Annotated in this window: 16 protein-coding genes and 1 tRNA gene; 10 read left to right on the plus strand and 7 right to left on the minus strand. The window is 62.3% G+C overall.

Annotated features, from left to right (window positions below; all coding sequences use genetic code 11):
- Positions 1-237 precede the first annotated feature (237 nt).
- The 7 genes from tolB to B9Z47_RS10965 all read left to right on the plus strand — a co-directional run bounded on the left by tolB (position 238) and on the right by B9Z47_RS10965 (position 5,356).
- Positions 238-1,530, plus strand: a complete 1,293-nt coding sequence (gene tolB, locus B9Z47_RS10935; protein ID WP_108331447.1) for a Tol-Pal system beta propeller repeat protein TolB — start codon at positions 238-240, stop codon at positions 1,528-1,530.
- A 39-nt stretch (positions 1,531-1,569) separates the two neighbouring features.
- On the plus strand, positions 1,570-2,106 hold the full coding sequence (gene pal / locus B9Z47_RS10940) for a peptidoglycan-associated lipoprotein Pal (RefSeq protein ID WP_108331295.1): 537 nt from the start codon (positions 1,570-1,572) through the stop codon (positions 2,104-2,106).
- Positions 2,107-2,114: 8 nt separating this feature from the next.
- Positions 2,115-2,909, plus strand: a complete 795-nt coding sequence (gene ybgF / locus B9Z47_RS10945; protein WP_108331296.1) for a tol-pal system protein YbgF — start codon at positions 2,115-2,117, stop codon at positions 2,907-2,909.
- 5 nt (positions 2,910-2,914) lie between these two features.
- Complete coding sequence (locus tag B9Z47_RS10950; protein WP_369912124.1) at positions 2,915-4,027, plus strand: YeeE/YedE family protein; 1,113 nt, start codon at positions 2,915-2,917, stop codon at positions 4,025-4,027.
- Between the two features lie 18 nt (positions 4,028-4,045).
- Positions 4,046-4,837 carry a ThiF family adenylyltransferase gene (locus B9Z47_RS10955; RefSeq protein ID WP_108331297.1) on the plus strand — a complete coding sequence of 264 codons (792 nt, stop codon included), beginning with the start codon at positions 4,046-4,048 and terminating at the stop codon, positions 4,835-4,837.
- Positions 4,838-4,881: 44 nt separating this feature from the next.
- Positions 4,882-4,957, plus strand: a tRNA-Lys gene (locus B9Z47_RS10960).
- A gap of 147 nt (positions 4,958-5,104) precedes the next feature.
- On the plus strand, positions 5,105-5,356 hold the full coding sequence (locus B9Z47_RS10965; RefSeq protein ID WP_108331298.1) for a hypothetical protein: 252 nt from the start codon (positions 5,105-5,107) through the stop codon (positions 5,354-5,356).
- 64 nt (positions 5,357-5,420) lie between these two features.
- Here the strand turns inward: B9Z47_RS10965 and B9Z47_RS10970 are convergent, their stop codons facing one another.
- The 4 genes from B9Z47_RS10970 to dapC all read right to left on the minus strand — a co-directional run bounded on the left by B9Z47_RS10970 (position 5,421) and on the right by dapC (position 11,152).
- Positions 5,421-7,430, minus strand: coding sequence for an ABC-F family ATP-binding cassette domain-containing protein (locus tag B9Z47_RS10970; protein WP_108331299.1), 2,010 nt, complete (start codon positions 7,428-7,430; stop codon positions 5,421-5,423).
- A 184-nt stretch (positions 7,431-7,614) separates the two neighbouring features.
- Entirely contained in the window at positions 7,615-8,484 is an 870-nt protein-coding gene (gene prmB / locus B9Z47_RS10975; RefSeq protein WP_108331300.1) for a 50S ribosomal protein L3 N(5)-glutamine methyltransferase, read from the minus strand.
- A 106-nt stretch (positions 8,485-8,590) separates the two neighbouring features.
- Positions 8,591-9,760, minus strand: a complete 1,170-nt coding sequence (dapE, locus tag B9Z47_RS10980) for a succinyl-diaminopimelate desuccinylase (protein WP_108331301.1) — start codon at positions 9,758-9,760, stop codon at positions 8,591-8,593.
- Positions 9,761-9,931: 171 nt separating this feature from the next.
- The gene (dapC, locus tag B9Z47_RS10985) at positions 9,932-11,152 is read right to left on the minus strand and encodes a succinyldiaminopimelate transaminase (protein ID WP_108331302.1); all 1,221 of its coding nucleotides are present in this window, start codon (positions 11,150-11,152) and stop codon (positions 9,932-9,934) included.
- A 231-nt stretch (positions 11,153-11,383) separates the two neighbouring features.
- Here dapC and smc point away from each other — a divergent pair, with 231 nt between their 5' ends.
- Genes smc through ligA form a run of 3 tightly spaced genes read left to right on the plus strand, consistent with a single transcriptional unit; the run spans position 11,384 to position 18,146 of the window.
- Positions 11,384-14,911, plus strand: a complete 3,528-nt coding sequence (smc, locus tag B9Z47_RS10990) for a chromosome segregation protein SMC (protein ID WP_108331449.1) — start codon at positions 11,384-11,386, stop codon at positions 14,909-14,911.
- Positions 14,912-14,936: 25 nt separating this feature from the next.
- On the plus strand, positions 14,937-15,992 hold the full coding sequence (locus B9Z47_RS10995) for a cell division protein ZipA C-terminal FtsZ-binding domain-containing protein (protein WP_108331303.1): 1,056 nt from the start codon (positions 14,937-14,939) through the stop codon (positions 15,990-15,992).
- Between the two features lie 12 nt (positions 15,993-16,004).
- Positions 16,005-18,146 (plus strand): NAD-dependent DNA ligase LigA, encoded by a 2,142-nt coding sequence (gene ligA, locus B9Z47_RS11000; RefSeq protein WP_369912127.1) that lies wholly within the window; start codon positions 16,005-16,007, stop codon positions 18,144-18,146.
- Between the two features lie 77 nt (positions 18,147-18,223).
- Here the strand turns inward: ligA and def are convergent, their stop codons facing one another.
- From def to B9Z47_RS18570, 3 genes are all read right to left on the minus strand, one after another.
- Positions 18,224-18,763, minus strand: coding sequence for a peptide deformylase (gene def / locus B9Z47_RS11005; RefSeq protein ID WP_108331304.1), 540 nt, complete (start codon positions 18,761-18,763; stop codon positions 18,224-18,226).
- Between the two features lie 9 nt (positions 18,764-18,772).
- Positions 18,773-19,168, minus strand: a complete 396-nt coding sequence (locus B9Z47_RS11010) for a 5-fold beta-flower protein (protein WP_108331451.1) — start codon at positions 19,166-19,168, stop codon at positions 18,773-18,775.
- Positions 19,169-19,233: 65 nt separating this feature from the next.
- Positions 19,234-19,377 carry a hypothetical protein gene (locus tag B9Z47_RS18570; protein WP_158271671.1) on the minus strand — a complete coding sequence of 48 codons (144 nt, stop codon included), beginning with the start codon at positions 19,375-19,377 and terminating at the stop codon, positions 19,234-19,236.
- Between the last annotated feature and the right edge of the window lie 7 nt (positions 19,378-19,384).

Below are 19,384 nucleotides of genomic sequence, written 5' to 3' on the forward strand. Positions count from 1 at the left end.
GCTCAGGCATTGTAAGCAAGCCCGTTATCCGGCCTTGGACCGAAGCCCGCAGACTTTTTCAGGCCGCCGCAGGCCCACCGCGAGACCTGAAGGTTTGCCGCCCCGCAGGTTCTGGGCGCGCCCAAAAAGACCAGCGTGTGTGTTTCGACTTGTTTCCGTGGACCCTGCAGGGGTAAAACAGGTGTCTGTCCGGTGTACGATCAATGCCTCGTTGGGCCACTCGAATTGTTGATGGACATGAATCTGCTGTTTTTTCCTGTGCGATGGTTTTACAAGCTGCTGAATTTTCTCGTGCTGTTCGCTCTGGCGGGGACCGCTTGTGCCCAATTCCGGGTGGAAGTCACGGGTGTGGGCATGACCCAATTGCCTGTGGTGGTGGTGCCTTTCAAGGGGGAAATGGCAGCCCCCCAAAAAATCGCTGGCATCGTGCAATCAGATCTGGAGCGCAGCGGTCAGTTCAAAGCCCTGAGCGCGCCCGCCATGGCCTTGGACGAGATGAGCCGCCCGGATTGGGCGGTTTTCAGGCCTCTGTCCGCAGAAGCCCTGGTGGCCGGCTCGGTCACCCGCCTGGCCGATGGTCGTTATGACGTGCGTGCGCGTTTGTGGGACGCTGTCAAAGGCCAGGAAAAAGCCGATTTCAAAGACACCGTGTCGGCCGCCGATTTGCGTCTTTCGGCGCACCGTGTGTCAGACTGGGTCTACAAACAGTTGACGGGATCGGTGGGCGTTTTCACCTCGCGCATCAGTTATGTCACCAAGTCTGCAGGACGCTACAACCTGTGGATTGCAGACTCCGACGGTGAAGGTGCGCGTTCCGCACTGATGAGCCCGGAGCCGATCATTTCCCCATCCTGGTCACCTTCGGGAACCCACCTGGCCTATGTCTCGTTCGAGTCGCGCAAACCCGTGGTTTATGTGCACGAGTTGGCCAGTGGCCAGCGGCGGGTGGTGGCCAATTACAAGGGCTCCAACAGCGCCCCAGCCTGGGCACCCGATTCACGCTCGCTGGTGGCCACGCTGACCCGTGACGGCGGATCACAGCTTTACCGCATCCCGGTGCAAGGCGGGGAACCGCAGCGACTGACCCAGTCGGGCAGCATCAACACCGAGCCTGCTTTTTCGCCCGATGGCAACACGCTGTATTTCGTCAGCGATCGGGGCGGGAACCCTCAAATTTACAAAATGTCCGCCCAAGGCGGACCTGCTGAGCGGGTGACTTTTGTGGGCAACTACAACATCTCGCCAGCCATCAGCCCGGACGGTCGCTGGTTGGCTTATGCCTCGCGTACCGGCAGCGGGTTCCGTGTGCAGTTGATGGAGTTGGGTACAGGGCAGGTCACCGCGCTGACCGACACGAACGGGGATGAGCGCCCCAGCTTTGCCCCGAATAGCCGTTTGTTGGTGTACGCCACCGAGCATCAAGGCCAGGAGGCCCTGATGACCACCACCCTGGATGGACGCGTCAAAGCCCGTCTGGCAGGTCAGGGTGGGGACATCCGAGAGCCTCATTGGGGCCCGGTGCGTCCTTGAGCATGAGTTTTTGACATTTTTTTATCGATGAGGTTGAGCATGAAAAAGTTGTTTTGGTCTGGTTTGTTGGTCTCTCTGGTTCTGGCCGGTTGTGCTTCGGGCGTGAAGCTCGACGATGTCCCGGTCGAGGACAAATCGGCCACATCTTCCGGTGTTTCGGTGCAAGGCGTTGGTGTGGGGCAGGGCGGTGCCCAGACTGGCGTGGTCAGTTTGACCGCTTACAAAGCCGGTCAAGGTCAGGGCCCTGTGGGCGTGGCCCATGTGGTTTATTTCGATTACGACAGTTTCGTGATCCGTGCCGAAGCGCGCCCGGTGATCGAGTCCCATGCGCAGTTCCTGCAAGCGAACAAGCAACGCAAGGCCAATCTGGAAGGCCATACCGATGACCGTGGTGGGCGTGAGTACAACCTCGCGCTGGGTCAAAAGCGTGCAGACGCTGTGCGCCAGGCGCTGAGTTTGCTGGGCGTGTCTGAAAGCCAGCTGGAAGCGGTGAGTTTTGGCAAAGAAAAACCATCGACAACCGGAGGCTCTGAAGTCGATCAGGCCAAAAATCGCCGCGTTGAAATCCGCTATTGAGGTCGGTCATGTTCCGACACCGTTCACATTCGGCTTGGCTGGCCATCGGCCTGCTTTGGGCCTTGGGTAGCCTGTGGGGCAGCGCACAGGCGGCCATTTTTGGGGATGACGAAGCCCGCAGGGCCATTCTGGATTTACGCCAAAGATTGGAGCAGTCCCAAAACGCCAGCAAAGCCTTGTTGGAAGAAAATGTGCAGGCTCAAAACCAGATGAATGCGCAATTCAGGCGTGCTTTGCTGGACTTGCAAACCCAAATTGAAAGCCTCAAAGCAGAATTGGCGCAAAGCATGGGCGTTCAGGAGCGGCTGGCCCGTGATTTGACCGAGTTGCAATTGCGCCAGAAGGATGCTTTGAGCACCGTCGATGACCGTTTGCGCCGTTTCGAGCCCATCAAAGTGACGGTGGATGGCCGGGAACTGCTGGTCGATCCCGCTGAAAAACGTGACTTTGATGCCGCCATGGAGGCATTCCGCAAGGCCGATTTTGTGACCGCTCAAACGGCGCTTGCTGCCTTTGTCTCGCGTTATGGCAACAGTGCCTATGTGCCTTCCGCCTTGTTTTGGTTGGGCAATGCGCAATACGCCAACAAGGCCTACAAGGAGTCACTGACCAATTTCCAGAAATTGTTGACCGTGGCCCCCGCGCACCCGCGCGCGCCTGAGGCCATGTTGGCCATCTCCAATGTGCAGATTGAATTGAAAGACCTCAAGGCCGCGCGCAAGACCCTGGATGATCTGATCAAGAACTATCCCGCATCCGAGACTGCGGCCACCGCGCGTGATCGCCTTTCGCGTTTGCGCTGAAATCCATGTCCTTGATGACCCTGGATGAAGTTCAGAACCTGAGCCATGTCGTCAGGATCGCCGCATTTGTGTTGGCCGTCTTGGCGGGTGTGCTGATCCACCGTGGTCATTTTTGCACCATGGGTGCCATCAGTGACTGGGTCGTCATGCGTGATGCCACACGTCTGCGGCAGTGGGCCTTGGCCCTCGCTGTGGCCACGTTGGGTTTTGGCCTGATGTCCTGGGCCGGCTGGATCAGCCCCTTGCAAACCATCTACGCATCGCCACGCCTGAGTTGGTTGTCCGGCTTGGTCGGTGGGGCGCTTTTTGGCGTGGGCATGGTCTGGGGCTCGGGTTGCACCAGCAAGTCTTTGGTCCGTTTGGGGGCGGGCAATCTGAAATCCCTCGTCGTCTTGATCACGATGGCCGTGTTTGCCCTGGCCACCCTGCGCGGACTGACTGCGGTGTGGCGCGTCAGCTACATGGACCCGGTGGGTATGGCTTTGAGCCATGGTCCATTTGCCGGTCAATGGGTGGCGGCGCTGCTGGGCGTGTCTTTGGCCACAGGGGTGGGCCTTAGCGCCGTGCTGGTGTCTTTGCTGTTGTTGGTCTGGGTTCTCAAGGAGCGCAGTTTCAACACACCACTGAACCTGGTCACAGGTGCGGGCCTGGGCCTGCTGGTGGTCGCGCTGTGGTGGGTCAGTGGTGTGCTGGGGTTTTTGCCCGAGCACCCGGAGTCGCTGGAACCCGTATTCCTGACCACCCAAAGCGGCCGCATGGAAGCGATGAGCTTCACCGCACCACTGGCCTATTGGCTCGATGCTTTCATGTACTACAGCGATGGCAGCAAACGACTCAGTCTGGGCATGGTCACCGTGGCTGGGGTGATGTCGGGTGCGGCACTCCATGCCCGCCTGCAAGGCACGTTTCGTTGGGAAGGCTTTGCCCAAACCTCCGACCTGATGCGCCACTTGGCTGGGGGGGCATTCATGGGGGTCGGCGGGGTCCTGGCCATGGGCTGCACCTTTGGGCAGGGTTTGAGTGGCTTGTCCACGCTGAGCTTGGGCAGTGTGCTGGCCGTGCTGGGCATCGCCTTGGGCGCGGCGGCTGCATTGCAGTGGCAAATACGCCAAGCCTGAATTCACTTGCGGCCCTCCATGAACCTCGTCCCCGAACACCCCGGTGATCTCCAGTCAAGGCGGTTTGGTGGTCTGCAGCGTTTGTATGGCGTACAGGGGGCTGAACGAATACGGCAAGCCCATGTGGCGGTGGTGGGCATTGGGGGTGTTGGTTCATGGGCGGCCGAAGCTTTGGCACGCAGCGGCGTTGCGCGTTTGACCCTGATCGACATGGACCATATTTCAGAGTCCAACATCAACCGGCAAATTCATGCGCTCACTAACACGACAGGTCAGGCCAAGGTGTTGGCCATGCAAGAGCGCATTGCCCTCATCAACCCCGAGTGTCGCGTGGATGTGGTGGATGATTTCGTCGGTCCTGACAATTGGCCGGGCTTGTTGACCGATATGCCTGACGCCTTGATCGATGCGTGCGACCAGGTCAAAGCCAAGGTGACCCTGGCGCATTGGGCCATGAGCCACTCGGCAGGCTTCATCACGGTGGGGGCGGCTGGCGGTAAACGCCTGGCGCATAAAGTTGATGTGGATGATTTGTCCTGCATCACCCACGACCCGCTTTTGTCTCAACTGCGCTACCGACTGCGCAAGCACCACGGTGCTGCACGAGGCGACAAACGCATGGGCATTCGAGGCGTGTTCAGCCGGGAGTCGGTGGCACCGCCCGATGCCTCTTGCGCCATTGAAGGCGACGGTTCGCTCAATTGCCATGGTTATGGATCGGTCGTCAGTGTGACCGCCACTTTCGGGATGTGCGCAGCTTCAGAAATTTTGAATTTTTTGGCCAGCGACCAAAAGCAGCTCAAAAAATAAGGCTATAATCTAAGTCTTGCTGCAGTGCGATGCACAGCAGCAAAGGGACCATAGCTCAGTTGGTAGAGCAGCGGACTTTTAATCCGTTTGTCGTGGGTTCGACCCCCGCTGGTCCCACCAATTTAAAAGCACTTTGTATTTCGGTACAAAGTGCTTTTTTCATTTGCGTGCGCCGATTCGGCTCAGGGTGCTGCTGCCAGTGCCTGCACAATCCTTATTTTCTGGCGTTGGCGAAATGATCGCCTGCCCTTCCGAAAGAAGACCGACATGTCAGCCCAACAGAACATCCAAAATGAGTTGAAAAAAATGGTGCTTTGCGAGCCTTGCTCGGGCATTCAGCGCAACTGGCGTCGCGCCCCCGGTCATGCTGAGCTGGTGCAAGGCAGCAACCGCAAGGAAACACGCGAGAAGGGTTCTGTGACCATCACCCGTTACCGCTGCGACCGCTGCGGCACTTCGTGGGAATATGAAAACAACAAGGCCGACCAGCATGCGGGTTGGACGGTGGTCGGCGGCTGATCTCAGCGCACCCATTGAAAAAAACCGGTGCCCTTTGCAGGGTGCCCGGTTTTTTGTTTTTTCTTCAAGCGACCGCTTCAAGCTGAGCGGTCAGCGCCAGCCAGCGTTCTTCCAGCGTGGCCACTTCGTCGGCCAGGGCTTTCAGGCGGCGGCCAGCGTCGGCAATTTCAGCCGGCGCGATGGGTGTGGCCAGCAGGGCTTCGAGCGTGGCTTTTTCCTGGTCGATGGCGGCCATGCGCTGCTCGTTTTGTTCCAGTTCCTTTTTCAGCGGGCGGGTTTGCGCGGCCAGTTGCTGACGGCGCTGGGCGTCGAGCTTGCGTTGCTCGCCGCTGCTGACGGCGCTGCCCGGGGCTTCGGTGGCCACCGGTTGCTGCACCACGGCGGGGGCCACAGTTGCAGCGGGCGCCTCGGCCACGGCCTCCCGCACCACCTCCCTCGCCGCATTTTTGGCCACTTCGCGCAGGCGTTTGGATTCTTCGAGCAGGTAGCGCTGGTAGTCGTCCAGATCGCCGTCAAACGGCTCGACCTTGCCCCGGCCCACCATCCAGAACTCATCGCACACCGCACGCAGCAAGGCGCGGTCGTGGCTGACCAGCATGACGGTGCCTTCGAATTCGTTGAGCGCCATGGACAGCGCTTCGCGGGTGGCCAGGTCCAGGTGGTTGGTGGGTTCGTCCAGCAGCAGCAAATTGGGCCGCTGCCACACGATCATGGCCAGCACCAAGCGGGCTTTTTCGCCGCCGCTCATGGAGCCTACGGCCTGTTTGACCATGTCGCCGGAGAAGTTGAAGGTGCCCAGATAGTTGCGCAGGTCTTGCTCGCGGCTGGGTTCGCCGCTGTTCGGGCCCAGCTCTTTGGCCAGGCGGATCATGTGCTCCAGCGGGTTGTCGTTCGGGTGCAGCACATCGAGTTCTTGCTGCGCAAAGTAACCAATGTTCAGGCCCTTTCCCTCGGTCAGCGTGCCTGCCAGCAGCGGCATGGTGCGGGCAATCGTCTTGACCAGGGTCGATTTACCCTGACCGTTGGCCCCCAAAATACCAATGCGTTGGCCTGCCAGCACCGATTTACTGACGCCTTGCAAGATGGGCTTGGTATCGCCTTCGACGGTGTAGCCAAAACTCGCTTCGCTGATGGCCAGCATCGGGTTGGGCAGGTTGTTGGGCTCTTTGAAGCCAAAGGTGAACTCGGCATCGGCCAGCAGCGGGGCCACTTTTTCCATGCGTTCGAGCGCTTTGACACGGCTTTGCGCCTGCTTGGCCTTGCTGGCCTGGGCCTTGAAGCGGTTGATGAACTTTTGCAGGTGGGCGATTTTGTCTTGCTGCTTGGCAAACGAGGCCTGTTGCAGCTCCATCTGCTGAGCGCGCAGGATTTCAAAGCCGCTGTAGTTGCTGCCGTAACGCGTCAATTTGGCGTGGTCGATGTGCAGCGTGACATTGGTCACCGCGTCCAAAAACTCGCGGTCGTGGCTGATCACGATCATGGTGCCCGCATAGCGCTGCAGCCAGGCTTCGAGCCAGACCAAGGCGTCCAAATCCAGGTGGTTGGTGGGTTCGTCCAAGATCAGGATGTCCGACGGGCACATCAGGGCCCGGGCCAGTTGCAAGCGCATGCGCCAGCCGCCCGAAAAGCTGTTGACCGGGTTGTTGAGTTCGTCCACCCGAAAGCCGAGACCCAGAATCAAGGCTTCGGCGCGGGGCAGGGCATCGTGGTCACCCGCATCGGCCAAGTCGGTGTAGACATGGGCCATTTCCATGCCATCGCCACTTTCTTCGGCCGCGACCAAACGCTGGCGCAATTCGGCCAAGCGCGTGTCACCTTCCAGCACAAAGTCGGCGGCAGGTTGGTCGGTCTCGGGCATGTTTTGCGCCACTTGCGCCATGCGCCAGGCTTTGGGCATGTCGAAGTCGCCGCCGTCTTCGTGCAGCGTGCCGTTGAACAGCGCAAACAAGGTGGACTTGCCCGCGCCGTTGCGCCCGACCAAGCCGACCTTTTCCCCCGGATTGAGGGTGACCGAGGCTTGGTCGAGCAGCACTTTGGTGCCGCGGCGGAGGGTGACGTTTTTGAGGTTGATCATCTGAAATTACGGGAAATGGGGTTGTAGGCGCTTGCCTTGCAAGCGATGGCAACGGGTCCTGGCCCGCTGGCCTGATCGCCAGCAGGGCTGGCTCCTACAAAGGAGGCTCGGTTGGTGTTGTTCGTGTAGGCGCTTGCCCTGCAAGCGATGGAACATGGCAGGTCATCGCCAGCAAGGCTGGCTCCTACGGGGGCAGCAGGGCTTCGCGGGTGACCAGCAGCACCTGATCGTCGCCCGCGCTGGTGTCCAGCCAGGCCACTTCAAGGTCAGGGAAAGCCGCGATGAAGTGATCCACCTCGTTGCCGATCTCCAGCACCAGCACCGCGTTTTCGCTCATGCGTGAGGGGGCATCCTTGAACAGTTGGCGCACAAAGTCCATGCCGTCCGTGCCGCCAGCCAGCGCCAGCTCAGGCTCGGCGCGGTACTCGGCGGGCAGGGTGTCCATGCTGGCCTGGCACACATAAGGCGGGTTGCACAGGATCAAATCAAACGGGCCGGGCAGTGCAGACAGGCCATCGCTGTGCACCAGCGTCACGCGCTCTTGCAAGTCGTGCCGCTCCACGTTGATGGCGGCCACGGCCAAAGCGTCATTTGAAATGTCAGCCCCGGTGACCTGCACTTCAGGCCAAGCCAGCGCCGCCAAGACGGCCAGGCTGCCATTGCCGGTGCACAGGTCCAGCACTTGCCGGGTCTGGTCAGAGAGCCAGGCGTCAATCGTCCCGTCGGCCAGCACCTCCGCGATCAGGCTGCGCGGCACGATGGCGCGCTCGTCGATGTAAAACGACACGCCTTGCAGCCAGGCCTCTTGCGTCAGGTAGGCGGCGGGCTTGCGGGTCGTGATGCGCTCTTCGATCAGCGCGGCGCAAGCCGCTTGCTGCTCGGGCGTCACGGCTTGATGGGCTACTTCGTCCAGGTCGGTGTCGAGCGGCAGGCCCAAGCGCCACAGCACCAGCCAGACGGCTTCGTCAAAGGCGCTTTGGGTGCCGTGGCCAAAGGCCACTTGGGCGTGGGTCAGGCGCTCAGCGGCTTGGGCGATCAGTTCGTTCAGATGCATGGGAATTCCTGGATTGCCGCGCTTCGCTCGCAGTGACGTGAAGGGCGTGCAAAGGCCAAGGGCTGCACAGGGCGGTGTGCGTGCCGGCACAGGGTGGGCAAAACGCTCATGCGGACAAGCCCATGTTGAGTTGCTCCAGCGTCCGCCGATAAATGGCTTTGAGTGGCGCGATGTCGGCCAGCGCCACATGTTCATTCACCTTGTGGATGGTCGCGTTGGGCGGACCAAACTCGATGACTTGCGGGCAGATTTGCGCGATGAAGCGGCCGTCGCTCGTGCCACCGGTGGTGGACAGTTCGGTCTTGAGGCCGGTTTCGTCAGCAATGGCTTGCTGAACAGCGGCCACCAAAGTGCCGGGTGTGGTCAAAAACGGCAGGCCGCCGATGGTCCAGCTGAGCGTGTATGTCAGGCCGTGCTGGTCGAGCACAGCCGTGAGGCGCTGCTGCAGGCTCTCGGGCGTGGATTCGGTGCAAAAGCGGAAGTTGAAGTCGACCACGCAGTCCGCGGGGATCACATTGCTCGCGCCCGTGCCAGCGTGGATGTTGCTCACTTGCCAGCTGGTGGGCGGGAAGAAGGCGTTGCCTTCATCCCAGCGGATGCCGACCAGGTCGGCCAGCGCAGGCGCGAGGCGGTGGATCGGGTTGTCGGCCAGGTGCGGGTAGGCGATGTGGCCTTGCACGCCTTTGACGGTGAGCTTGCCGCTCAGGGTGCCGCGTCGGCCGTTCTTGATCATGTCGCCGGTTTGCTGCACCGACGTGGGCTCGCCCACAATGCAGAACTGGGGCGCCTCGCCCCTTTCCACCAGCTGTTTGCAGACCACCACGGTGCCGTCAAGCGCCGGGCCTTCTTCGTCGCTGGTCAGCAAAAAGGCGATGCCCAAAGCGGGGTTGGCGTTGGCGGCCAGAAATTCTTGCACCGCGACCACCATGGCCGCCAGCGATGTTTTCATGTCGCTCGCGCCCCGGCCAAACAACTTGCCGTCCTTGTGGGTGGGGGTGAAGGGATCGCTGTCCCATTGCGTCAGGGGTCCGGTGGGTACCACGTCGGTATGCCCGGCAAAGGCCAGGGTCTGGCCCGAGGTGCCTGCGCGCTTGGCCCAGAGGTTGCGCACGCGGAAGGTCTCGGGGCCGGAGTCCATGAATTCGCAGTCAAAACCCAATGGTTTCAAGGTGTCTGCGATCAGGTCCAGGCAACCCGCATCGTCGGGTGTGACGGAGGGGCGAGCGATCAGTTGTTCGGCTAGGCGAAGGGTGTCGTGGCAAGTTGTGGCGTTCATGGCTCAGACCTTGTTAGTGATTCGGCCCGATGAAGTCTGAGCCGTGTGTTGCCAGGTGGGAGGATTTTGTGGGAGCTTGCCCTGCAAGCGAAAAACCTGCGGTCCACAAGCGTCCGATCGCCAGCAGGGCTGGCTCCCACAAGGTGCAAGATTGAAGTCATCGGGCAGACTTCACAGAGCTGGATCAATAGGGTGTGCCTGCACAAAGCGGGCGATGCGCTCGGCCGCTTCCAGGCATTCGGCGGTTTCGGCCACCAGCGCCATGCGGATGCGGCCCTGGCCCGGGTTGCTGCCCTTGAAATCCCGCGCCAAATAGCTGCCGGGCAGCACGGTGACGTGTTCCGCTTCGTAAAGCGCTTGGGCAAACGCAGCGTCGTCACCTTGCCAGCCTGCGGGCACACCGGCCCACAGGTAAAAGCTGGCGTCGGGCAGTTTCACATCCAGCACCTCGGCCAGCACGGGTGTGACCTGGGCGAACTTGGTGCGGTACTGGTTGCGGTTGTCCACCACATGGGCTTCGTCACCCCAGGCGGCCACGCTGGCCGCTTGCACCACCGGGCTCATGGCGCTACCGTGGTAAGTGCGGTAGAGCAAGAACTGTTGGATGATGGCCGCGTCACCCGCCACAAAGCCGCTGCGCAGTCCAGGCACGTTGCTGCGCTTACTGAGGCTGGTGAAGGCGATCAGGCGTTTGAAGTCGGTGTGGCCCAGCTGGTGGGCGGCTTCGAGGCCGCTCAAGGGCGCTTCTTCGCGGAAGTAAATCTCGCTGTAGCACTCGTCCGAGGCGATCACAAAACCGTGCTGGTCGGACAGGGCAAACAGTTTTGCCCACTCGGCCAGTGGCATCACCGCGCCTGTGGGGTTGCCGGGCGAGCAGACAAACAGCAACTGGGTGCGGGCCCAGACTTCGGCGGGCACGCTGTCCCAGTCGTTGGCAAAGTTGCGTGCCGGGTCGCTGGGCACGTAATAGGGCGTGGCCCCGGACAGCAGGGCTGCGCCTTCGTAGATTTGGTAGAACGGATTGGGGCTGACCACGGTGGCACCGGGCCGGGTCGGGTCGATCACGGTTTGCGTGAGGGCAAACAGGGCTTCGCGCGAGCCATTGACCGGCAGCACTTGCGTGGCCGGGTCCAGCGTCAGCTGGTAACGGGTTTGCAGCCAGGCGGCGCAGGCCTTGCGCAGGGCAGGCTCGCCCGCTGTGGCCGGATAAGCCGACAAGCCGGTGGCCACAGATGCCTTGAGTGCTTCTTGAATGAAAGCGGGCGTGGCGTGTTTGGGTTCGCCAATGCCCAGGCTGATGGGCTTCAAGGCGGGGTTGGGCGTGACGCTGGCGAACAGCTGTTTGAGCCGTTCAAACGGATAGGGTTGCAGTTTGGCGAGAAGGGGATTCATGTCGCGATTATCCGGGATGGCGCGCCCCCCTCCAATGCGCACTTGAGCACCTTTCAATTCGCCAGCATGGCGCTGTGTGGCCGTTGCGGGTTTCAGGGGGCAGCTGGGTTAATATTGAAGGCTGTTCAAAAGCGTGGATTGAATCCATTAATTTGAGCTTTTTGAGGGTTTTGGCGGTGATTTGTGAGCTTTGCCAGGCCCCTGTTTTCATTTTCGACCGACCTGACCGCCGTGCGCCTCAACTCCATCAAGCTTTCAGGCTTCAAATCGTTTGCCGAACCGACCAACTTCCTGCTGCCCGGGCAGCTGGTGGGCGTGGTCGGCCCCAACGGCTGCGGCAAATCCAACATCATGGACGCGGTGCGCTGGGTGCTGGGCGAGTCCAAAGCGTCCGAGCTGCGTGGCGAGTCCATGCAGGACGTGATTTTCAACGGCACCAACACCCGCAAACCCGCCAGCCGCGCCAGCGTGGAACTGGTGTTCAGCAACGAAGACCACCGGGCCGGTGGCCAATGGGGCCAGTTTGCCGAAATCGCCGTCAAGCGTGTGCTGACCCGTGACGGCAACAGCAGTTACTACATCAACAACCAGCCGGTGCGCCGCCGTGACGTGCAAGACGTGTTTTTGGGAACGGGTCTGGGCCCACGCGCTTACGCCATCATTGGCCAGGGCACGATCAGCCGCATCATCGAGTCGCGCCCCGAAGAGCTGCGCCTGTTCCTCGAAGAAGCCGCAGGCGTGTCCAAATACAAAGAGCGCCGCCGCGAGACCGAAAACCGCTTGTCGGACACCCGCGAAAACCTGACCCGCGTCGACGACATCCTGCGGGAGCTGAATGCCAACCTGGAAAAGCTGGAAAAACAGGCCGAAGTGGCCCACCGCTACAACAGCCTGCAGGCCGACAGCACGCTCAAGCAGCACCAGCTGTGGTTTTTGAAACGCCGCGACGCCGAGACCGACCAAGGCCGCATGAAGGCCGACGTGGACCAAGCTGTGAACGCCTTGGAGTCGCGCATGGCCGATTTGCGGCATGTCGAGGCCGATCTGGAAACCATCCGCCAGGCGCATTACGCCGCGGGCGACCAGGTCAACCAGGCGCAAGGCGCTTTGTACGAAGCCAGCGCCGAAGTGGGGCGGCTGGAGGCCGAAATTCGCTTTGTGGTGGAAGGCCGCCAACGCGCTGAGCAGCGCCTGCAGCAGCTGATCGAGCAAACCGCGCAATGGGGCACCCGCAGCGAAGATGCGCAGGCCGAACTGGAAACCCTGTCCGAGCAAGCCGCGATGGCCGAGGACCAGAGCATGACACTGGCGGCTCAGGTGGAAGACCAGGCCATGGCGCTGCCCGATCTGGAAGAAGCCTTGCGCAAAGCCCAAAACGACGCCACCGCCCAACGCGCCACCGTGGTGCAGGTGCAGCAGCAAATTGGCGTGCTGGCCGCTGACCAGCGCAACGTCGAAGAACAATCGCGCCAGCTGGACACCCGCCGCGAACGCCTGCTGACCGACCGCAATGCCCTGGCCGCCCCCGACGAGGCCCGCCTTGGCCACTTGCAAGAACAACTGGCCGAGGCCGAAGCTCTGTCGGCCGAATCCGAAGCCCGCTTGCAAGACCTGCAAGAACAGGTGCCCGCACTCGATGAAGACCGCCGCACCCGCCAAACCGCTGTAAACCAGGAGTCGTCCAAGCTGGCCGACCTGAGCGCCCGCATCGAGGCGCTCAAGGCCTTGCAAGAGAAAGTCCGCACCGACGGCAAGCTCAAACCTTGGCTGGCCAAACATGGCATGGAAGGGCTGGAAGGCCTGTGGAGCCGCATCCACATCGAGCCGGGCTGGGAAAACGCCCTCGAATCCACCCTGCGTGAGCGCCTGTCGGCCCTGGAAGTCTCGCGCCTGGACATGGTGCGTGCCTTTGCCAACGACGCGCCGCCCGCCAAACTGAGCTTTTTCAGCCCGCCTTTGGCTGCCAAGGCTGCGCCACGCAGCGGCATGCCCGCAGGCTGCAAGCCTTTGGCCGAGTTGCTGCGTGTGCACGATGCCGGTTTGTCGGCCCTGTTGGCCGACTGGCTGCAAGGCTGTTACACCGCCCCCAACATCGAAGACGCGCTGGCTTGGCGCAGCCAGCTGCAAGCGGGCGAGACGCTTTTTGTGCAGGCCGGCCATGCGGTCGACCTGAACAGCGTGGTGTTTTACGCGCAGGACTCCGAGCAAGCCGGTTTGCTGGGCCGCGCCCAAGAGATCGAAAACCTGGAAAAGCAGCTGCGCGCCCAGACCCTGATTTCAGAAGAAAGCCGCAGCGCTTTGGTGCGGGCCGAAGCGGCCTATGCCGACGCTTCGCAGCGCCTGATCACCGTGCGCCGCGAAGCCAGCGAAAGCCAGTCGCGCACGCACGAGCTGCAGGTGGAGACCTTGCGCCTGTCGCAGCTGGTGGCGCAAACCCGTGCCCGCAGCGAGCAGATCAACAACGACCTGGCCGAAGTCGAGGCCTTGCTGGATGAGTTGCAAGAGCGCCGTGTCACGGCCGAAGCCCGCTTTGAAGAGCTGGACATGCAGCTGGCCGACACGCAAGAGCGCCACGCCCAGCTGGACGAACGCGTGATCGAAGCCGAGCGCAAGCTGTCCGAATGCCGCGAGCAACAGCGCAGCTTGGAGCGCCGGGCGCAAGAAGCCCAGTTCTCGCAGCGCAGCCTGGACGCCCGCCGCGCCGAGTTGAACCGCACCATCGAGACCGCGCAGCAGCAGGTCACCAGCATCGATGCCGAAATGCAGCGGGCCCGCGACGAACTCAGCCGCTTGACCGATGCCGCAGCCCAAGCGGGTTTGCAAAATGTGCTGGCCGTCAAGCTCGAGCGCGAGCAAGCACTGGGCGCTTGCCGCAGCGCCTACGACGACCTGACGGCCAAACTGCGCGCCAGCGACGAACGCCGCGTGAGCTTTGAGCGCGAACTCGACCCCTTGCGCCAGCGCATCACCGATTTGCAGCTCAAGGAACAAGCCGCCCGCCTGGGCCTGGAGCAATACACCCAGCTGCTGGCCGATGCGCAAGCCGATCTGGAGGCCGTGGCCGCATCGATTGAGGCGGGTCAGGTGCGCGTGACCGGCCTGCAAGGCGAGATCGACCGCATCCACCGCGAGATCACAGCGCTTGGCCCGGTCAACCTGGCCGCGCTGGAAGAGCTGACCACCTCGCGCGAGCGCAAGGTGTTCCTGGACTCGCAGTGCGCCGACCTGACCGACGCCATGAACACGCTCGAAGACGCGATCCGCAAGATCGACGCCGAGACGCGCGAGCTGCTGGGCGGCACCTTCAAGATCGTCAACGAGCACTTCAGCCGCATGTTCCCTGAGCTGTTTGGGGGTGGCAATGCCCGCTTGGTGATGACCGGCGACGAAATTTTGGACGCGGGTGTGCAGGTGCTGGCGCAGCCGCCCGGCAAGAAAAACCAGACGATCCATTTGCTGTCGGGTGGCGAAAAAGCCCTCACGGCCATCGCGCTGGTGTTTGCGATTTTTCAGCTCAACCCGGCCCCGTTTTGCTTGCTCGACGAGGTGGACGCGCCGCTGGACGACGCCAACACCGAGCGCTACGCCAAACTGGTCAAGGGCATGGGCAAAGAGACCCAGTTCCTGTTCATCAGCCACAACAAGATCGCCATGGAAATGGCCGAGCAGTTGATCGGCGTGACCATGCAGGAGCAGGGCGTTTCACGCATCGTGGCGGTGGACATGGAGTCCGCCGTTTCTATGGCCGACGTGGCCTGAGGTTTTTGAGCATATGTCTGATTCAATGAGCTCCTTGCAAGTCAGTCTGGCGGTCATCGGCGGTTTGACCTTGGTGGCCGTGGTGGCCTACAACTACTGGACTTCCCGCAAGAATTCCCCCCGTCAGGCCGAACCGAACCGCGAATTCGCACCCCTGGCCCAGGAGCCGCGGCTGGACATGGAGCCGGTCAGCCCGCTGCGCGAGCCCCTTGAGCCGACCATGACCGACGACTTTGCCAACCTGCCGCAACCCGAGCGCAAAACCCACCTGGACGCCTTGATCGATGTGATCGCGCCCATTGAGGTGGACCAGCCGGTTTCGGGTGAAGCCGCTTTGGCGGCCATGCCGGTGACCCGGCGCGTGGGCACCAAACCATTTTTTATCGAAGGCAGCGTGCAAGCAGGCGGGCCTTGGGCACCATTGATGCCTGGCCGCCGTTACACCGCTTTTCAGGCGGGTGTGCAGTTGGCCAACCGCGTGGGTGCCCTCAACAACATCGAGTTTTCAGAGTTTGTGGTCAAAACCCAGGCTTTTGCCGATGCGGTGGGCGGCACCCCCACTTTCAGCGACATGCTGGAAGAAGTCGGTCGTGCGCGTGAACTGGACCAGTTTGCCAACGTGCACGACGCCCTGTTGAGCTTTACCCTGTACGCGCGCGAAGCCGCCTGGAGCCCCGGTTACATCCAGCAGCATGCGGCCCGGTTGGGGTTCCTGCCCGGCTCCATGCCCGGGCGGATGGTGTTGCCCAGCGCAACGGCAGGCACCCCGGCTGTGTTGTCCTTGACCTTTGACACCCAAGCGGCCATGGCCGAAGACCCTGCTTTGTCCGCCATCCGTTCGTTTGCCTTGACCTTGGATGTGCCTCAGATCGCCCGTGAAGACCAGGCCTTTGAGCGACTGCGCGAAGCCGCCCGGTCGCTGGCGGACAACATGGACGGTTTGGTGACCGATGGCGGCGGACGGGTTCTGAGTGAAGCCGAGTTGGACCAAATCGGCAACGACTTGCGCCAACTCTACGATGCGCTGGATGCCCGCGAGTTGTCTGCCGGTTCGCCCCAAGCGCGTCGCCTGTTTTCTTGACGGAGCCTGGCCTTGAACACCACCACGCCAGACCTGTTTGGCGACCTGTCACCCGAGCCCATCGTGCCTGAGGCGCGCAGCGTTGCCGAACAAGCCGACAGCCCATCCGGCCGTGCCGCCCATTTGCGTGCCCAGCTGCACCGCCATGCGCACGCTTATTACACGCTCGATGCGCCCGAGGTGCCGGATGCCGAATACGACCGGCTCTTTCTGGCGCTGAAAGCCCTGGAGTCGGCCCATCCCGAATTGCTCACGTCCGATTCGCCCACCCAGCGCGTGGGTGGCGCGGTGCTGGACGCTTTTGCGCAGGTCACGCACCGCGTGCCCATGCTCAGCATCCGCACCGAAACCGACACCGAAGCCAGCGGGGCCGAGGCGTTTGATGCCCGCATCCGCAAAGAGCTGGGTCTGACCGATGCCGATCCGGCTGTGGATTACGTGGGCGAACTCAAGTTTGACGGCCTGGCCATGAGCCTGCGCTACGAAAACGGTGTGCTGGTGCAGGCCGCCACCCGGGGCGATGGCGAAACCGGCGAAGAGGTCACCGCCAACATCCGCACCATCGGGCAAATCCCGCTGCGTTTGCCGCCCGACGCACCCGCTGTGCTCGAAGTGCGCGGCGAGGTCTACATGGGCCGTGGCGACTTTGAACGCCTGAATGAACGCCAGCGCGAACGCATCGCGGCCGGTATGAAGGGCGAAAAAACCTTCGTCAACCCGCGCAATGCCGCAGCCGGTGCGGTGCGCCAACTGGATTCGGGCATTGCCGCCGAGCGGCCCTTGAGCTTTTTTGCCTATGGGCTGGGCGACATCACCCCCGCCGAACAGGGCGGCCCGCAGTGGCGCACCCACTTTGACCTGCTCATGCAGCTCAAGGCCTGGGGCTTTCCGGTGGCCGAACAAACCGCCTGCGTGCAAGGTGCGGCCGGTCTGGTGGCGTTTCACCAGCGCATCGCGGCTGAGCGCGACGCTTTGCCCTACGACATCGACGGCGTGGTCTACAAAGTCAACGACCTCGCGCTGCAAGCCCGGCTGGGCTTCGTGACCCGCGAGCCGCGCTGGGCCGTGGCCCACAAATACCCGGCGCAAGAAGAGATGACCACCGTGCTGGCCATCGACGTGCAGGTGGGGCGCACGGGCAAGCTCACACCCGTGGCCAAACTGGCCCCGGTGTTTGTGGGCGGCGTCACCGTGACCAACGCCACGCTGCACAACGAACTCGAAGCCCGCCGCAAGGATGTGCGGGTGGGCGACACCGTGATCGTGCGGCGTGCGGGCGATGTGATCCCCGAGGTGGTGTCGGTGGTGCTGGACCGCCGCCCGGTCGATGCGCCTCAATTCACCATGATGACGCACTGCCCGGTGTGCGGCAGCTTGGCCGAGCGGGAAGAGGGCGAAGCCGACCACCGTTGCACGGGGGGGCTTTTTTGCAGCGCCCAGCGCAAACAGGCCATCTGGCACTTTGCGCACCGCCGCGCCATGGACGTAGACGGTCTGGGTGACAAACTGGTCGATCAGCTGGTGGATTTGGGCCACGTCAAAACCCTGGCTGACTTGTACCAGTTGAAGCTGGAGACGCTGTCCGACATGGACCGCATGGCCGAAAAGTCGGCCGTCAACCTGCTCGAAGCATTGGAAAAATCCAAAACCACCACGCTGGGCCGTTTTTTGTTCAGCCTGGGCATCCGCCATGTGGGCGAGGCCACGGCCAAAGAGCTGGCCCGCCATTTTGGGCAACTCGACGCCGTCATGGCCGCCAGCGAAGATGCCTTGCTGCAAGTGGCCGATGTGGGCCCGGTGGTGGCGCACAGCATCCGCACCTTTTTTGACCAGCCGCACAACCGCGAAGTGGTGCAAGCCCTGCGCGATGCCGGCGTGCACTGGCCCGAAGGCGACGCCTTGGCACCGACTGAAATGCCGCTGGCCGGGATCACCGTGGTGCTCACGGGCACCTTGCAAAGCATGGGCCGCGACGAAGCCAAGGAAAAGCTCGAAGCCTTGGGGGCCAAAGTGGCCGGTTCGGTCAGCAAGAAAACCCACTACGTGGTGGCCGGTGCCGAGGCGGGCAGCAAGCTCGACAAAGCGCAATCACTCGGTGTGCCGGTGCTCGACGATGCAGGCCTGGCGCTGCTGTTGTCCGGTCAAAAGCCTTAGAGGTTCGTGGGTGCGGCTTTTGACTCCAAGGCCGACACCGAGACACCCACCGGCACCCCAAACAGCCCCGGGAAAACTCAATCGTCCTCGGCGGCGCTGATCTCGGGGAACAGCACTTCGGTGAAGCCAAAGCGGCTGAAGTCGCGCACCCGCATGGGGTAGAGCTTGCCGATCAGGTGGTCGCATTCGTGCTGCACCACGCGCGCATGAAAACCGTCCACCGTGCGGTCGATGGGCGTGCCTTTTTCGTCGAAACCGGTGTAACGGATGCGCGCCCAGCGCGGCACCACACCGCGCAAGCCGGGCACCGACAGGCAGCCTTCCCAATCGTCCTCTTCTTCGGCACCCAAGGGCGTGATCTCCGGGTTGATCAGCACCGTGCGCGGCACCAGCGGGCGGTCCGGGTAACGCGGGTTGACGGCGGTGCTGCCAAAAATGACGACTTGCAGGTTCACGCCAATCTGCGGCGCAGCCAGGCCCGCGCCATTCACCTCCGCCATGGACTCGCGCATGTCGGCAATCAGGGCATGCAACTCGGGCGAGTCAAAAGTGGTCACGGGCTCGGCCACGCGCAGCAAACGCGCATCGCCCATTTTGAGGATCTCACGAACGGTCATGGTCAGGTCTCACATGAAAAAATAAAAGAACACAATCATCTGCATGCGCCGCAGCCCATCGGCACGGCCAAGCTGGCGACCCGACGCATCGTAGAGCCGCTCGCCGTCCATGCGGCCCATGAGCGAGCCCGAAGCGCTGTACAGCCGCTCGCCATCGATGCGGCCGATCTGACTGCCCGAGGCGCTGTACACACGGTCCCCATCGATGCGCCCCAGTTGCCGACCCGAAGCGCCATACACGCGTTCTGCGTCGACCCGCCCGATCTGCTGGCCCGACGCGTTGTAAAAACGCTCGGCATCCACGCGGCCCAAAGCCCGACCGTTGCTGTCATACACGCGCTGCGCAAAAGCGGCGGGCATCAGCAGACTCAGAACAAGCAGGGCGGTGGTCAGGCGAAGGGTCATGGGGCATTCATTTTCGCAGAGCTGCATGGATCAGGGAGCAAACCGCCGATGGCATCCCCTCTTGCTCAGGCGATGCGCAGCGCCTGAGCAGTTTGCTCGTTCAATGGTTCATCACGCACGGGCTTATCTGCCAAGCGTCCGGTCACGGCCAGACGTGCCTGCGGCCCGGCATGCATCAGCCGCGTGATGTGCCCAAGCCTTGATTTCACCAGTTCC

Source organism: Limnohabitans sp. 2KL-1 (genome assembly GCF_003063435.1).
In the GTDB taxonomy this organism is placed as follows: domain Bacteria; phylum Pseudomonadota; class Gammaproteobacteria; order Burkholderiales; family Burkholderiaceae_C; genus Limnohabitans_A.

Bases quoted from the DNA above. Each gene is read 5' to 3' on its own strand.
- tolB (WP_108331447.1), top strand. From the start codon at position 238: ATGAATCTGCTGTTTTTTCCTGTGCGATGGTTTTACAAGCTGCTGAAT.
- pal (WP_108331295.1), top strand. From the start codon at position 1,570: ATGAAAAAGTTGTTTTGGTCTGGTTTGTTGGTCTCTCTGGTTCTGGCC.
- ybgF (WP_108331296.1), top strand. From the start codon at position 2,115: ATGTTCCGACACCGTTCACATTCGGCTTGGCTGGCCATCGGCCTGCTT.
- B9Z47_RS10950 (WP_369912124.1), top strand. From the start codon at position 2,915: ATGTCCTTGATGACCCTGGATGAAGTTCAGAACCTGAGCCATGTCGTC.
- B9Z47_RS10955 (WP_108331297.1), top strand. From the start codon at position 4,046: ATGAACCTCGTCCCCGAACACCCCGGTGATCTCCAGTCAAGGCGGTTT.
- B9Z47_RS10965 (WP_108331298.1), top strand. From the start codon at position 5,105: ATGTCAGCCCAACAGAACATCCAAAATGAGTTGAAAAAAATGGTGCTT.
- B9Z47_RS10970 (WP_108331299.1), bottom strand. From the start codon at position 7,430: ATGATCAACCTCAAAAACGTCACCCTCCGCCGCGGCACCAAAGTGCTG.
- prmB (WP_108331300.1), bottom strand. From the start codon at position 8,484: ATGCATCTGAACGAACTGATCGCCCAAGCCGCTGAGCGCCTGACCCAC.
- dapE (WP_108331301.1), bottom strand. From the start codon at position 9,760: ATGAACGCCACAACTTGCCACGACACCCTTCGCCTAGCCGAACAACTG.
- dapC (WP_108331302.1), bottom strand. From the start codon at position 11,152: ATGAATCCCCTTCTCGCCAAACTGCAACCCTATCCGTTTGAACGGCTC.
- B9Z47_RS10995 (WP_108331303.1), top strand. From the start codon at position 14,937: ATGAGCTCCTTGCAAGTCAGTCTGGCGGTCATCGGCGGTTTGACCTTG.
- def (WP_108331304.1), bottom strand. From the start codon at position 18,763: ATGACCGTTCGTGAGATCCTCAAAATGGGCGATGCGCGTTTGCTGCGC.
- B9Z47_RS11010 (WP_108331451.1), bottom strand. From the start codon at position 19,168: ATGACCCTTCGCCTGACCACCGCCCTGCTTGTTCTGAGTCTGCTGATG.